Source organism: Syntrophales bacterium (assembly GCA_030655775.1).
GTDB lineage: Bacteria > Desulfobacterota > Syntrophia > Syntrophales > JADFWA01 > JAUSPI01.
The window spans coordinates 1-13,268 of record JAUSPI010000249.1; the positions used below are offsets into that span (position 1 = coordinate 1).

At 47.8% G+C, this 13,268-nt stretch carries 14 protein-coding genes; 2 read left to right on the forward strand and 12 right to left on the reverse strand.

Translation table 11 applies throughout. The features are described from left to right. On the forward strand, window positions 1–582 hold a 582-nt coding region (cysS, locus tag Q7J27_14030; GenBank protein ID MDO9530258.1), incomplete at its 5' end, for a cysteine--tRNA ligase. A gap of 79 nt (window positions 583–661) precedes the next feature. Here cysS and Q7J27_14035 read toward each other — a convergent pair. The 9 genes from Q7J27_14035 to Q7J27_14075 are packed head-to-tail and all read right to left on the reverse strand — an operon-like array spanning window position 662 to window position 8,928. Then, window positions 662–1,288 carry a V-type ATP synthase subunit D gene (locus tag Q7J27_14035; protein ID MDO9530259.1) on the reverse strand — a complete coding sequence of 209 codons (627 nt, stop codon included), beginning with the start codon at window positions 1,286–1,288 and terminating at the stop codon, window positions 662–664. Between the two features lie 9 nt (window positions 1,289–1,297). Beyond that, window positions 1,298–2,683 carry a V-type ATP synthase subunit B gene (locus Q7J27_14040; GenBank protein MDO9530260.1) on the reverse strand — a complete coding sequence of 462 codons (1,386 nt, stop codon included), beginning with the start codon at window positions 2,681–2,683 and terminating at the stop codon, window positions 1,298–1,300. A 2-nt stretch (window positions 2,684–2,685) separates the two neighbouring features. After that, window positions 2,686–4,458 carry a V-type ATP synthase subunit A gene (locus Q7J27_14045; GenBank protein ID MDO9530261.1) on the reverse strand — a complete coding sequence of 591 codons (1,773 nt, stop codon included), beginning with the start codon at window positions 4,456–4,458 and terminating at the stop codon, window positions 2,686–2,688. Between the two features lie 17 nt (window positions 4,459–4,475). Further along, window positions 4,476–5,078 (reverse strand): V-type ATP synthase subunit E family protein, encoded by a 603-nt coding sequence (locus Q7J27_14050; protein ID MDO9530262.1) that lies wholly within the window; start codon window positions 5,076–5,078, stop codon window positions 4,476–4,478. An 18-nt stretch (window positions 5,079–5,096) separates the two neighbouring features. After that, window positions 5,097–5,402 carry a V-type ATP synthase subunit F gene (locus Q7J27_14055; protein ID MDO9530263.1) on the reverse strand — a complete coding sequence of 102 codons (306 nt, stop codon included), beginning with the start codon at window positions 5,400–5,402 and terminating at the stop codon, window positions 5,097–5,099. Window position 5,403: 1 nt separating this feature from the next. After that, complete coding sequence (locus Q7J27_14060) at window positions 5,404–5,742, reverse strand: ATP synthase subunit C (GenBank protein ID MDO9530264.1); 339 nt, start codon at window positions 5,740–5,742, stop codon at window positions 5,404–5,406. A gap of 1 nt (window position 5,743) precedes the next feature. Next, window positions 5,744–7,657, reverse strand: a complete 1,914-nt coding sequence (locus Q7J27_14065) for a V-type ATPase 116kDa subunit family protein (protein MDO9530265.1) — start codon at window positions 7,655–7,657, stop codon at window positions 5,744–5,746. Further along, the gene (locus Q7J27_14070) at window positions 7,657–8,613 is read right to left on the reverse strand and encodes a V-type ATPase subunit (GenBank protein ID MDO9530266.1); all 957 of its coding nucleotides are present in this window, start codon (window positions 8,611–8,613) and stop codon (window positions 7,657–7,659) included. Before Q7J27_14070 ends, Q7J27_14065 begins: the two co-directional genes overlap by 1 nt. Window positions 8,614–8,619: 6 nt before the next feature. Further along, window positions 8,620–8,928 carry a hypothetical protein gene (locus Q7J27_14075; GenBank protein MDO9530267.1) on the reverse strand — a complete coding sequence of 103 codons (309 nt, stop codon included), beginning with the start codon at window positions 8,926–8,928 and terminating at the stop codon, window positions 8,620–8,622. A 373-nt stretch (window positions 8,929–9,301) separates the two neighbouring features. Between Q7J27_14075 and Q7J27_14080 the strand changes: the two genes are divergently transcribed. After that, on the forward strand, window positions 9,302–9,973 hold the full coding sequence (locus Q7J27_14080) for a hypothetical protein (GenBank protein MDO9530268.1): 672 nt from the start codon (window positions 9,302–9,304) through the stop codon (window positions 9,971–9,973). 91 nt (window positions 9,974–10,064) lie between these two features. On the opposite strand, the gene Q7J27_14085 is transcribed toward Q7J27_14080, so the two are convergent. The 3 genes from Q7J27_14085 to Q7J27_14095 form a co-directional block, all read right to left on the reverse strand. Next, window positions 10,065–11,300: a hypothetical protein gene (locus Q7J27_14085; protein MDO9530269.1), complete on the reverse strand. Its 1,236-nt coding sequence runs from the start codon at window positions 11,298–11,300 to the stop codon at window positions 10,065–10,067. A 32-nt stretch (window positions 11,301–11,332) separates the two neighbouring features. After that, complete coding sequence (locus Q7J27_14090) at window positions 11,333–11,917, reverse strand: hypothetical protein (protein MDO9530270.1); 585 nt, start codon at window positions 11,915–11,917, stop codon at window positions 11,333–11,335. Window positions 11,918–12,283: 366 nt separating this feature from the next. Then, window positions 12,284–12,832, reverse strand: a complete 549-nt coding sequence (locus tag Q7J27_14095; protein MDO9530271.1) for a hypothetical protein — start codon at window positions 12,830–12,832, stop codon at window positions 12,284–12,286. Between the last annotated feature and the right edge of the window lie 436 nt (window positions 12,833–13,268).

The following is a 13,268-nucleotide window of genomic DNA, read 5'->3' on the forward strand; positions in this document are numbered from 1 at the left end:
CCCGTGGACTTTTCCAGTGACTCACTTGCTGAGGCGAAAACGGGAATGGAGAGGTTCTATACAACCCTGAAAAATATCGGAGATGTCCTTGCGAGGGGTGTAGATTATTCGAAGGTTTCAGGGAAAAACCTTTCCGGAAAAGACAAGGATGTGTTCGAATATATTGAAGCTCTTCCCGGCAGGTTTACCGAGGCGATGGAGGATGATTTTAATACCGCTATGGCCATTGGCTACATGTTTGATACGGTTAGGGTGATCAACAGTTATCTGGCTGAAAAAGAAAATACCATGACTGTCGAGAAGCTCTTTGTGCTGGATGTCGCTCAATGGTATATCAAAGAAGTGGGCAGGGTGTTGGGATTGTTTCTTGAAGATCCTGACGAATACTTCCAGAAGGACAGAAACAGAGAATCTGAAAAACGTGGGTTGAATGTGGAAGATATTGAACGCTGGGTTGAAGAAAGAAGGGTAGCCAGGGCGGCAAAAGATTGGGAAAGTTCGGATAAAATCAGGAAGACTCTTGCTGAGAAGGGAGTAATTCTTAAAGATACCCCTACTGCAACCACTTGGAAAATCGAGTAAATTACTTCTGTAAAGGAAGGACATTCATAAGGATTGACCGGGAGCGTACCCGCAAGCCCCGCCCTGTGGGCGGGGAGGGTCACTCTTCCTTTGATGCGCGTTGTCGTATGAGTTTCTTCACAAAAATTTCTTCTCTCTCCATCTCCTCGATTCTATCTGAGATGTACTTCTTCGCCTCTTCATGCTGGGGGATGAATATCTTCTCAAGGGCGTTCACCCGTCGCTGTACCTTTTTCAGCTCCCTTGAGAGCATGATGATCGCCTTGGTGATAACCGCATATTCGGCGAGTACTTGAAGCGTCTTTCTCAAGCGCTCCTTCGCTGTGTCATAGGTGGCTGTCGTTCCTGTTAAAGTGATAGTGAGCAAGGATTTCTTGAATGTAAGTCTGATCTTCGGAAGCTTCAACCCCATGAATTTAGTAAATGCCATGTGGAAGAAATAGCCCCTCCTCTCGGAGCTGCTTTTTAAGGTTATGGCCTCGGATCCCATGTCGACGGCCGCTATCCGGTAAGCCGCGTAGAGCTCATCTAAAACATCCGAAAACTCGGATTCCAATCTCCTAATCTCGCCAATACGCCTGACGATCTCAATGGCCAGGAGCTCTCTCTTCTGGTTTAGGAGGTCGTAGCCTTCGTATGCGAACGCAAGGTCTTCCTTGAGCTTTCTAAGCGATGATTTTGTGGGGGGAAGCTCTATTTTTGGCATTCTACGCCCTCATTTACCCTCTGATATGTAGTACCTCTGTATGTCTTCCCTGCGTATGCGGTACAGCTCATCACTCGGAAGCAAGGAGAGCATCTGCCAGCCGATGTCCAGTGTCTGCTCGATCGACCTATTTTCCTCATCGCCCTGGCGCAGGAACTGCTCCTCGAACGCGGCCCCGAACTTCAGATAGATCTTATCGAGTTCTGAGAGCTCCTCCTCTCCCACGATGGCTGCAAGCGCCCGCATGCGTTTAACCTTCGCATATGAGGCGAATAGCTGGGCCGCAACCTGGGCATGGTCGTGGCGTGTCCGGCCTTCTCCAATGCCGTCCTTCATCAGCCTCGAGAGCGAGGGCAGGCCCGCAATGGGCGGGTATATCCCCTTGTTAAAGAGCTCTCTCTCCAGTACTATCTGCCCCTCGGTGATGTAGCCGGTCAGGTCCGGGACGGGGTGGGAAATATCGTCGCTCGGCATGGTAAGTATGGGTACCTGGGTAATTGAACCCTTGTGATCCTTCAGTCTGCCGGCACGCTCGTATATGGATGCGAGGTCGCTGTAGAGGTAACCAGGATAGCCCTTCCGGGAGGGAATCTCGCCCCTCGAGCTCGAAAGCTCCCTGAGGGACTCACAGTAGTTCGTCATGTCGGTCAGTATCACGAGTACATGCATGCCCTCATCGAACGCGAGGTGCTCGGCCAGGGTCAGCGCCACCCTCGGGGTGATGAGACGCTCGATCGAAGGGGCGTCGGCAAGGCTTAAAAATATGGCGGAGTGCGTGAGAACACCCGACTCCTCGAGGGAAGTAATGAAAAACTTGGCCACGTCGAATTTCACGCCCATGGCGGCAAATATGACAGTAAATTCTTCCTCCGCGGTCAGGATCCTGGCCTGTCGGGCTATTTGGGCGGCAATCAGGTTGTGCGGCATTCCGCTGCCCGAGAATATCGGAAGCTTCTGGCCACGGATAAGGGTATTCATCCCGTCTATGGCGGATATCCCGGTCTGTATAAAGTCCCTCGGATATTCTCTGCTCCAGGGGTTGACCGGCAGGCCATTCACGTTCATCATTTTGTCTGTGATTACCTGGGGAGCTCCATCGATGGGCCTTCCCAGACCATCGAAGACCCTTCCGAGCATATCGCGATCAACCGGGATCTCAAGCGACTTACCCACGAAGGTAATCCTCATCCCCTTCACGGAAAGTCCGCTCGTGCCCTCAAAGACCTGAACCACGGCCCGCTGTTCGTCCACCTCAAGGGTCTGCCCTATGCGTATTTCGCCTGAGTCATCCCGGATCTCCACGATCTCGCCGTAGCCAACGCCCTTGACTCCCTCAACAAAGATCAGTGGGCCGGAGATACCGGAAAGGTTAGTGTAGTCAATATCGGCTGGCATGTTCATTCTCCTATTATTGACTCTTTAAGCGAATCGATTCCGAGAGCAAGCCTCTTCCCATACTCCTCAATCCTTTCGGTTTCGTTGTTGGGAACTTCGGATTTGAGCCTTACCATTTCCGAGACCACGTCCAGCGCCGCGATATCCTTGACAGAAATGCCGGCTTGCACAAGTTCCGTCCCCTTTTTATAAAGATCCAGAATAGTCTTCAGGAGCTTGAGCTGCTTTTCGGGATCACAGTACTTGTCAATTGGATCGAATGAGTTTTGCTGGAGAAATGCGTTCTTGATCATCTCGGCTATAAAAAGGATAAACTGCTGCGACGACGGCAGAGCGTCGGGTCCGACGAGCTTTACCACCTGCTGAAGCCTGTGATCCTCAAGCAGGATGTTCATGGCCTCATTTCTCACCGAGAGCCATTGACTGTCCAGATTCTTCCACCAGCCCTCTATATCATGGAGGTATTCTGTGTAACTGTCTGTCCAGCTTATGGAAGGATAATGCCTGGCGTCGGCTAAAACCTTGTCCAGTGCCCAGAAGCACCTCACGAACCGTGTTGTGTGCTGGGTAACGGGTTCTGAGAAGTCGCCGCCCGGAGGGGATACCGCACCGATGATGGTGATGTCGCCGTCGCTGCCCGACAGCGTTTCAACAAGGCCTGCCCTCTCGTAGAACTCGGCAAGCCTGGTAGCCAGGTAGGGCGGAAAACCCTCCTCAGCAGGCATGTCCCCAAGCCTGCTGGACAGCTCCCTGAGGGCCTCGGCCCATCTCGATGTGGAGTCAGCCATCACCGCCACGCTGTATCCCATGTCGCGGTAGTACTCCGCGATGGTCACCCCCGTATAGATGCTCACCTCTCTGGCGGGAACCGGCATGTTCGATGTGTTCGCGATCATGACCGTTCGTTCGATAAGAGGCCGGCCGTTCCTCTCATCTATGAGCTTCGGGAAATCCGTAAGGACATCTGTCATTTCGTTGCCGCGCTCACCGCAGCCTATGTACACGATAATGTCCGCATTGCACCACTTAGCCAGGGCGTGCTGGATCATGGTCTTGCCCGTGCCGAACCCCCCGGGGATGGCGGCCGTACCGCCCCGTGCTATCGGAAAGAACGTGTCTATTATCCTCTGACCCGTCACAAGGGGTATAAAGGGTTTCTTCTTGCTCCTGCTTGGCCTCGCCTTCCTTACCGGCCAATACTCGGCAAGCTTCCCTTGGTACGTGTCGGTGCCGGTATCGACAGTGTATATTTCGTCTTCGATTGTGTATTCTCCGGTATCAGCGATGGTGGTCAATATGCCGGAGACCCGGGGGGGTATGAGCACCCTGTGCATGACGAGCGGGCTCTCCTTGATCTCTCCAAGGATATCCCCTTCCTTCACCTCGCCCCCGGCCTTTACCAGCGGGTTGAATTTCCACTTCCTGGTCACATCAAGCGGGGGCAGTTTTATCCCCTTCCTTATGTAACTCCCACACACCTCGAAAATGCCCACCAGGGGGCGCTGTATACCGTCGTATATACTTGCAATAAGTCCCGGCCCCAGAAGGACAGAAAGCGGCCTGCAGTGCGAGATCACCTCATCGCCCGGTTTCAGTCCCGTATTATCCTCGTATACCTGTATGACGGCCACATCCTCAATGAGCCGTATAACCTCGCCTATGAGCCTGTCAGGCCCCACCTCGGCGATGTCGAACATCCGTATCCCGTTGAGGCCGAACGCCCTGATGATTGGGCCATTTACCGCTATCACCTTTCCGGTCAACATGCCGTTCATATCCAATCCTTTATCACCTAAAAGGCAACACCCTTTTCCTTCAGTATCCGCACAATCTCCTGGCGGATAGCAAAGGATTTTCTAAAATAAACTCTCTCGATTGTATTGTTGAATATGCGGCCTCCCTGTTCGTCATGGACGATACATCCGCCCCACGTTATCGTGCTGTCTTCCTTTATGCCGATATCCCGGTTCCTGCCGGCTGCCTTTAGGGAATCCATGATTTCCTTTTTAAAGACAATGTCCTCTTTCTTCAGGCGAATCTCTGCTCTGGTCTGTATCTGGCCTACGGCGTCGCATACCGTATCTGAGAGGAATTTTTTGTATCGCTGATCATTCCTCATCCCCTTCACTGCCTCGTCCACGATATGGTTAATGAATTTCTCGATGATGCGGAGCTTGAGCTTCTTGCGATCAAGGATGCCCCTGTTCTCCAGCCTGGACAGTTCCTGCTTGATCTTTGCATCTATTTCAGCGGCGGATTTTTTGCTGAAGTTTTCCATCTCCGCGGCATAATCCTCATCCAGCTTCCTGATTTCTGAAAACTCCACCTCCTTGATGGCGCGTATCGCGCGTTCGGATTCTTCCCTGATAGAGCTTTCCAATGGCGTTTTATCCATCGCAAACCATCCCTCTGATCACAGGGTGATGCCGAGTGCCTCGGCTATATAGCCCACGACCGACCGGCGGAAACCCTTCATGTCATCGATACCGGGTATCTCGATGACCACCGGGCTTAAGCTGCCCAAGTTTATCTCCGTTATCCTCTCCTGAATATCCTCGGCAAGCTCGTTCGTTATAACCACTACACCTGCATCCCCTTTTTTTACGATCTCTTCCAGCCTTGCCGGTGCATTGTCTCTTCCGGAGATTACCCCTTCCACCCCTGAAAGGCGGAAAGCGCTTACAGTATGCATGTCCCCGATGATGTATATTTTCTTCATGTTACAGCTTGTTCAGGATCATGATCGCGATGATGAGGCCGTATATGGCGATACCTTCGGCCAGGCCGAGAAAGATGAGAACCCTTCCTGTGAGTTCCGGCTTCTCGCTCACGGCACCTATGCCTGCGGAACCTATCCGGGCCACGGCGTAGGCACTTGCAATGCAAGCGAGCCCAACGGCTAACGCCGCGGATATGTACGCTAAACCCCTCCACTCATTTCCCGTATTTATGTTGACCATATCTGCTGCGGCCGCAAACATCACATCCGGGAAAAGCAACAGAATCGCAAAGCAGATAGAGCTACTTAAAAAAACCATAGACAGGTTATCCTTGGTCATCTTACACCTCCGACGTTTTTGCCTTTAGTATGAAGGGGGTGAAGGCAACTCCGTCCCCCTTGAAGAACTTGCTGAAAAACTCGTAATACTCGAGCCTCATCGATTGAATCCCGCAAATAAGCCCCTCGAAGCCGATAATGAAGATGTTCCCTATTATGATTATGGCAATAGCACCCACAGATTTCATTGCGGGATCGGCTATGCCTGCCAGCGTGTATGTCACGATGCTCAATCCCGCATGCGAGAGCGCGAAAGCTCCCACCCGGATGAAGGAGATGGTATTTGCAAGCATGCTTAGCCCTATCTCCAGTATTTCCATAAGCGTCTCGATCACGTATTCGGATATGCTGTGCGGTTTGTGCTCCTTGAAAAGGGCAGGCCCAAGCACGCCCCGCAAGGAAAAGAGGAAAAGGGGTAAGACGATGAATCCACCGACTTCCCATGGCGCAGGACCCTGTCCGGTTCTTGTGTACCTCACGGCAATAAGCACGATTGCGGCATAGAGAATTAGTACAGCCAGACTCCTCTTCCCAAGGAGGGCTCCGGTATAATCCGAGTTCATGAGGCTGTTTATAATGTTGACGCAAAGACCTGCCATGATGAATATAGCCCCCATCAGTATGGTTACATAAAACAGATTCATGACGTGCTCCATGGGATGGAACCAGAGGGCGGGTATGATATGCTCGCTCGAGAAAATGCTGCCATAGAGCAAGCCGCAGATGGCGGCAGAAAAGCCGCACAGAATCAGTATACCTCCGGCCTGCCCGAGGCTTTCTAAGGGTTTCCCCTTCTTTTTGGCGATTCGCTTAAGAATAATGCCGCCCAGTGCGAGGACGAGCCCCTGACCGAGGTCACCGAACATGAGGCCGAACATGAGAACAAAGGTGATAGCTGTAAGCGGGGTGGGGTCTATTTCACTGTTGGATGGTATGCCCATTGTTTTCACGAGGAGTTCGAATGGTCTAAAGAGCCTGATGTTTCTCAAGCGGACAGGTGCATCCGCATCCCTCTGTTCAGATACGATGGCGATGAATTTGTCGCTGCAAATTCCTTGAAGGATGCTGAAAAGCCTCTGCTTCTCTGTTATATCCATCCAGCCCGTTATGAACATAGACCTGGATGAGAATAGTGACATTCTCAAGGCTTTGAGGACCTCCTCGTATCCCATGTATACGCCATACAACTTCATCAGAGCGTGTCCCTTTTCATCCCTCAGATTATTGAGATATCCATCAAGTATCTCAAGCCTGTGTCTTAGTATGTCTTCACGGTGTGTGAGGTGTTCAATAGAAGCCTCACGTATATCATCCGACTTGTCTGTATAACCATATGCCTTGAGGAATTGGAGCATCGTAGAAATATCTTTGGGAAGGGCAGTACCGAATACGTATCTACCTGCCTTAGCTAACACGAAGTTCTCTTTAACCGGCACTCCCCAGTCGGTGTTTTCCACTGTCCCGAAGACCATCTTTACCAGTCGAGCCGTTTTGATTGCCCCGGGATCAATGCCCATCCGATTCAATGCTTCCAGATATGATATGCGCTCTGCTATAAATCCTAATGATTCCTGAATCCTTGAGCGAAGTCTCTGTGTGCGCTCTATTGTGCTTTTGATACGGGAGACGAACGCTTCATCCTGACTTGTGTCACGTATTTTGTCATGTATGCTATCCTCCCCAGGCTGGATATTCAGGGTATTCATCACATATTCGATCCCCGACAGAATCTCCCTGCTCTTTGCCTCTTCATCCTTAAGCCCTCCCTCCATCATGATATCGCTTGCACTGTCTTGCGAACGGGAGAGATGGATAAACCCCGTCTTTCCCAGCTCGAGGTAGACCTCATGGTAGAATACCTTCTCAAGGGCTATGCTAACTTTCCTGATATCCGATTTTACAAACAACTTAACCATCACACTTCACTTATGATCCTTTTGAGTATCTCTCCGGGGGACAAACCAAACCTCATACCCTCGATGATGCGGAACAGGTTCCTCACTTGATAGTAGAGCAGCCAAAGGTAAGCAACCACGCAGTGTATGGAATGAAAATCCTTGTGAAACATGGATGAAACCCAATCATAAAAATACTGTTCGAGATGGTACTCTATATCCTCTGCGGATGGCGCCTGTGAGCCACTTTTTCTCAGTTGTTCAAGACGCCTGTTCAACGCCTCCTCTACTATCCTTACCTGTGGCCATGCATGCCCACCGAAGAGGTTGAGGTTATGGAACGTCTCAAGGTAGATCCTTATCCTTTCGTCGCTCCAGTGGTAGCTCTGCTTGAGTCTCCAGTGCCAGATCATCGTAATGACGGCGATCCTTCTGAGCATAAAGTCCCGGAAGACCTTTCGAGATTCGGGAAGGAATGGGGCTGAAGATGTATACAGATTCCTGGCGGCGCTGATGTCCACCTGGTTTTCAAGGCATTCATAGCTTGAGATATCCTCGCACACGTCTTCCAGGTATGTGCCGGCCATGATTGTCCTTATGTCATCCAGCGAAAGTTCTTGCTGGAGCAGGCTTCTGTCAAGGATGGCGTATGGTCTGATATCGTACCACTGGTCCAGGCTCTGTCTGCCGAAGGCCTTTGCCAGAAGGAGCTTCGCGTTGCTCACCTCGTACTGGCGAAGGAAGGCAATGAAAAGTGAGCTATATTTCCTGGTTGCCTCGGCAAGATGGACGACCATGGCGACCTGCTCCTTGAAAACCATCTCTTTGGCCTCGACATAATCGTGTGCGCCGGAAAGTCTGTCGAAAAAAGCCCCTTGATCCCTGACAATTGAGTCATAATCCTTGAGCGATAGGAGACGGCCTCTCATGGCATATATCCTGGCATGGAGATTGTCTTTATCTGCGTAGTATCTCATGGTCCCTCAGATCGCAAGAAGGATGGAGACGATCTTTTCCTTTATTTCCTCATTGAGTACCTGATCCTGATAAAGTTTTTCATTATCCCCGGTTGAAGCTAACAATTGGGCCTCTGTTTGCTTTTTCGCCTGCTCAAGCACCTGCGCCAGTCTTTTATCACCTTCGGTGATAATGAGGGCGAATTCTCTTGACTTTTTTTCTTCAATGGTGTTCTTGTACACCTCGATCTTCTTACTGTACTCCCGCTCGGCCTTTTCAACCTTCTCAGCACACTGCTTTTCGACCTCCACGATCTGTGTGATGACATTCTCCATTTTTGAATTTCCTCTATCCGCAGACTTGCTTTTCCGAGACCCTCACTTTTAACTGTAGAAGCATAACAACTAATAATTTTTATTATCACACCGATTCCGTAAAATTACAAGTAGTTATTAAATAATATAAATATTTTTCCGTTAAACAATTGTCAAACCGGACATTTCACTTGCTATGAAAACCGGACATTTTGAAATGCTATTGACACAATGCATTTTTACCATTGACAATTCGATTACATTGACCTAATTTCCTTAGCGGAGAATTAATAACCTGTGCATAAAGAAAAACTTATTGCATTTGTGTTTCTTTTAGGTGTAATTTGAACGTTAAAATAGTGATCTTCTAAGTCAAGTAAAGGAGGAGTAAGTAATGTATGTAAAATTTAATCAGTATTGGACCATTATTCCCGAAAGTAGTCAAGAATATCGAAAATTTATTGTGAAAGACTTTATTCCGGGAATAAATAAATTGGGAATTCATACTGTAGCCGGGTGGTCAGTTCTGGTTGGTGCCTATAGTGAAATTATATTTGAGGGCGTAAGTGGTGACTTAGATTTGATTGAAAAGGCTTTGAAGGACCCAAAATATAAAAAGCTGAATGAGAACTTGCTCAATTATGTAAAGAACTATAAAACCAAGGTCCTTGTCCCAACTGGAAGGAAAGATTCATATTCAAGAGATGTTAAAAAAGATACTGTCAAATTCACTCAAACGTGGGATATCGTGAGGAACAAAAAAGCGGATTATGAACGCTTTGTCAGCGAAGAATTCTATCCGACCATGGAAGAACTGAGTATTACCGTGGCCGGTGAGTGGGAGGTTCTTATAGGGGAAGGGCCACAGATTATCTGTGAAGGCCGAACTCAAGATATTGAGCATTTGGTAAGAAATCTCCAGAGTAAGAAGTTTCGAAAAGCGAGACATGAGCTTCGTAAATATGTCGAAAATTATGGAAGCCGTTTCCTTTCATTCCATATTCAAAAGATGATTGGTTATAAATCTGTAGGTTATGAGTCTGAAAGTTATGAAGTGTTTTTATAGGTGATGGGCTGACACCCTTTCAGTCAACGACCTCTTAGCATTATTACACTATGAGGTGGTTGAACAACGGGGGCTTGATTGTATAAAATTCTCATTTTATAACAAAACTTCCATCTGGTCGCTTCCAGATAAGAATCAAGTCTTCTTTGTCGTCAATGACAAGGGTTGTTTTATGCTGATCTTCCGATACCACGGCGCCATTCTCATTTAGATAATGAATTCTTAATTTGTATGCGCCCTTGTCGAGACCCATGTGTGATATGTGTACCGTATCTGGAAGGTTATTCCAGTAGCGTGTATCGGCGTGGGTACGTGCTCGAGACGCCATGACCATTTCTGCAACGCCAAAAATTCCCAAAGCAGCGCCTATTGCTCCCATAGTATCAGAATTGGACATAACCGGATTAGCCAACAGCAAATTCGATGAAATATCGGTGAGTGTTGATCCTATCTTTTCGTGCGTTTTACGAAATTCAACCTGACCCTTGATTATCTTATCGACAGGCCTGCCACCACGGGTCATTGCCTGCCAGGCTACATCTTCTATCGGGTAGGACATTATTTTTGAATCCCCTACATATAATACAACCTGTTTTTCCACAATGTTTCGCCCTCTGAAAAATTTTAATTGCGCATGACCCAGCCCGTCGGCAAGTTTTCGTGGTGACGTTCCTGTTTCGACAAGGATCAGCACATTTGATTTAGCATCAGGATGCGCAAGATCCGGTCGCAGTTTTTTCATTTCCTCCAAAGCCGCTTTAGCCAATTCCTGATCGTTGAGCTTCAGGGAACAGAAGGCTTCAAGGAATAACAACAGGGCAAAATCACATTGATTTTGATTTTCCTCGGCAAAGGCATCCTGAATAATGCCGGCCTTAAAGCATGCCCGGGCATTTTCGTAGTCCTCCTCCAGCATGTAAAGAAGGCCCCTGTAATAATAGGACATGGCTCTCTCATACGGCTCGCCCTTGAAATCCTTCATGCCTTCCTCATACCATAAACTGCGGGCCTTTCCCGCCTTTTCATTATCCGCAAATACCGCTTCAATATGTTTCAACGCCTCGTCAAAGCATTTTTCGGCAATTTCAGTATGTCCCAGTTTCAACGCTGAAACACCGACCTGCATATTGTTCAAAACGTAATTCCTTTGTCCGTCTTCCAGTATTGCACGAAATTCCGGTTTCAGCTCTTCGGGTTTATCCGCAAGATATGCTCTCATGCGGTTTTCGGGTATTTTAGCCTTCTCAAATTTCTGCCTGCCTGCGCAACCCATTACAATTGCAAACACTGCACATAGAATAATGCAAACATAAAAAAACCTTTTCATGATACTTCCTATAGCCTTTTGAACCGCCGGAATTATCGGTAGATTATGTCTTCCTGAGCGGTTTTTTTGAAATTATATCCATTACTCCATACGATTGCACCGGTTTTCAGGTCAATCATATCGAAAAGGACCTGATGGTAACGGGAAAACGCGCCCGTCTTTGGATTAATTGCATCACGTGTTGAAATACGACCCCCCAGACGATAATCAGCTTCATAAATCCTGATTTCATCCATCGTTTTATCCTGCCCCATAAGCCCCAACTGCTTCAACTCCGCCTCTTTCAAAATCATGTTAAGATATTCCCGTCCGATGAAAATCATCTTTCCACGGGCAGCCTTATTCAGCTCTACCCTCAATCGATCAGTAATCATTTTCTTGTTGATTCTTGTCGAACTTTCATTTTTGAAATATTTAGAGTCTATTATAACTTTAGGGAGAGTTTCGGAATCAGACCAGAAAGGATTAGAAAGCATATCACGTATCATTCCATCAGTTATACTTATGATGTCCTGAGAATCAATACCCACACCGTAGACCTCGCTCTTCTGGCCGGGGTCCACATGGTGTGCCTGAAAACCGGCTGCGTCTTTTGGAACCGTAGCACAACCACTCACATATAAGAGACACAAACAAAGCAAAATGCACATTTTCATCATTCTTAATGTTGCAACAGTCATGATTCCTCCGCTTGCTCTATTACTGAAAAATTATTCCAAAACAATTGTCCGAATCCGAAAATTTCAGGCGTCAACAGTGAAGCTCCCCGCCCACAGGGTTGGGCTTCCCGGTAAGGAATCGGAGATAGTGAGCTGTTGCGAACAATATGTTCGTTTCATATTGCGCCCCTTGTCCCGTCTACAAGGCTCGGGGCTTGCCGATGCGCTCCCGGTCTATCAATTTGCCCGTTCAATCCCCGTGTATTGACCCTTTACGCCTTTTACAATTACTTTTTTCAATGCAAAGCTATTACGAATTAGTTTCTACTGAGCCTCTTTTTTAGGAGCATGTGTAATCGCCGGATAATATTTTGTTTTCATCTCCGGATATATCTCCATGGTAGCTTCGAGTGCATCCTTGAAATGTTCGTTTGAAGAGTATGCCGCGTACAGGTAAATCGATAAATCCTCGACTGTATCGAAAGACATATCGCTCGTCTCCTGTATGTACTCCCAGCCTCCTGAAGCTTCAATAGCAATCTTGCGACCGATAGCCTCTCCGGCATGCTGTCCTATAAGACCTCCGACAAAAGGGATATTTTCTAATAGCTGCTGTCCCGCGAAGGCACCGGCATGTTTGCCGATTGTTGCGCCAATCTTAGCATTGATCGCTTTATCAACCCATTCCGCCAAGACTCCATCCTGCGTGTAAGGACATAAATAAGCCCCCTTATTGTCCAGTCTCGGCTTCGGCGGCATTATCTCGCCGGGTTTCGGCGGTTGCGCCATCATTGGGATACAACCCGAGACAAAAGCGAAAAGAACTATCATCGATAATAAAAAGACCCTGTTTTTAAGAAAAGATATCTGCATAACATTCTCCTTTTTAATTTTAGTTACGAGTTAGCGCCAAATTATGGGTAACGTTCAAAAGTTGTGGCATTTAAAAAATTGATTAAATTATTTTCCCGATTTCTTTCTAATGTTATATTTGGAAATAAAAACCGGGAACAAATAAGCTATGATAAGGTGAGAAGTATAACATTTCAAATTAATCTGGCAACAGGAAAAATTAATTTTAAATGAAACAGTATATAAATTAAAGGAAATTAGAGATCCTTGCAAAGAAACAGTAAAGTGTGTAGAAGAGTTTTTAGACAGTAATCTTATCGGAACAGACAGGTGGGTGCAGATTCCGGTCCAAACCTGCCACCCATTCCGGAACAAAGTTGCCACTGATTCCGGGTGAAACCTGCCACCCATTCCGGAGGAAAGTTTACCACTTTTCGGGTCATTTCCGGAATGCAAA

Bases quoted from the DNA above. Each gene is read 5' to 3' on its own strand.
- Q7J27_14035 (MDO9530259.1), bottom strand. From the start codon at position 1,288: ATGCCAAAAATAGAGCTTCCCCCCACAAAATCATCGCTTAGAAAGCTC.
- Q7J27_14040 (MDO9530260.1), bottom strand. From the start codon at position 2,683: ATGCCAGCCGATATTGACTACACTAACCTTTCCGGTATCTCCGGCCCA.
- Q7J27_14045 (MDO9530261.1), bottom strand. From the start codon at position 4,458: ATGAACGGCATGTTGACCGGAAAGGTGATAGCGGTAAATGGCCCAATC.
- Q7J27_14050 (MDO9530262.1), bottom strand. From the start codon at position 5,078: ATGGATAAAACGCCATTGGAAAGCTCTATCAGGGAAGAATCCGAACGC.
- Q7J27_14055 (MDO9530263.1), bottom strand. From the start codon at position 5,402: ATGAAGAAAATATACATCATCGGGGACATGCATACTGTAAGCGCTTTC.
- Q7J27_14060 (MDO9530264.1), bottom strand. From the start codon at position 5,742: ATGACCAAGGATAACCTGTCTATGGTTTTTTTAAGTAGCTCTATCTGC.
- Q7J27_14065 (MDO9530265.1), bottom strand. From the start codon at position 7,657: ATGGTTAAGTTGTTTGTAAAATCGGATATCAGGAAAGTTAGCATAGCC.
- Q7J27_14070 (MDO9530266.1), bottom strand. From the start codon at position 8,613: ATGAGATACTACGCAGATAAAGACAATCTCCATGCCAGGATATATGCC.
- Q7J27_14075 (MDO9530267.1), bottom strand. From the start codon at position 8,928: ATGGAGAATGTCATCACACAGATCGTGGAGGTCGAAAAGCAGTGTGCT.
- Q7J27_14080 (MDO9530268.1), top strand. From the start codon at position 9,302: ATGTATGTAAAATTTAATCAGTATTGGACCATTATTCCCGAAAGTAGT.
- Q7J27_14085 (MDO9530269.1), bottom strand. From the start codon at position 11,300: ATGAAAAGGTTTTTTTATGTTTGCATTATTCTATGTGCAGTGTTTGCA.
- Q7J27_14095 (MDO9530271.1), bottom strand. From the start codon at position 12,832: ATGCAGATATCTTTTCTTAAAAACAGGGTCTTTTTATTATCGATGATA.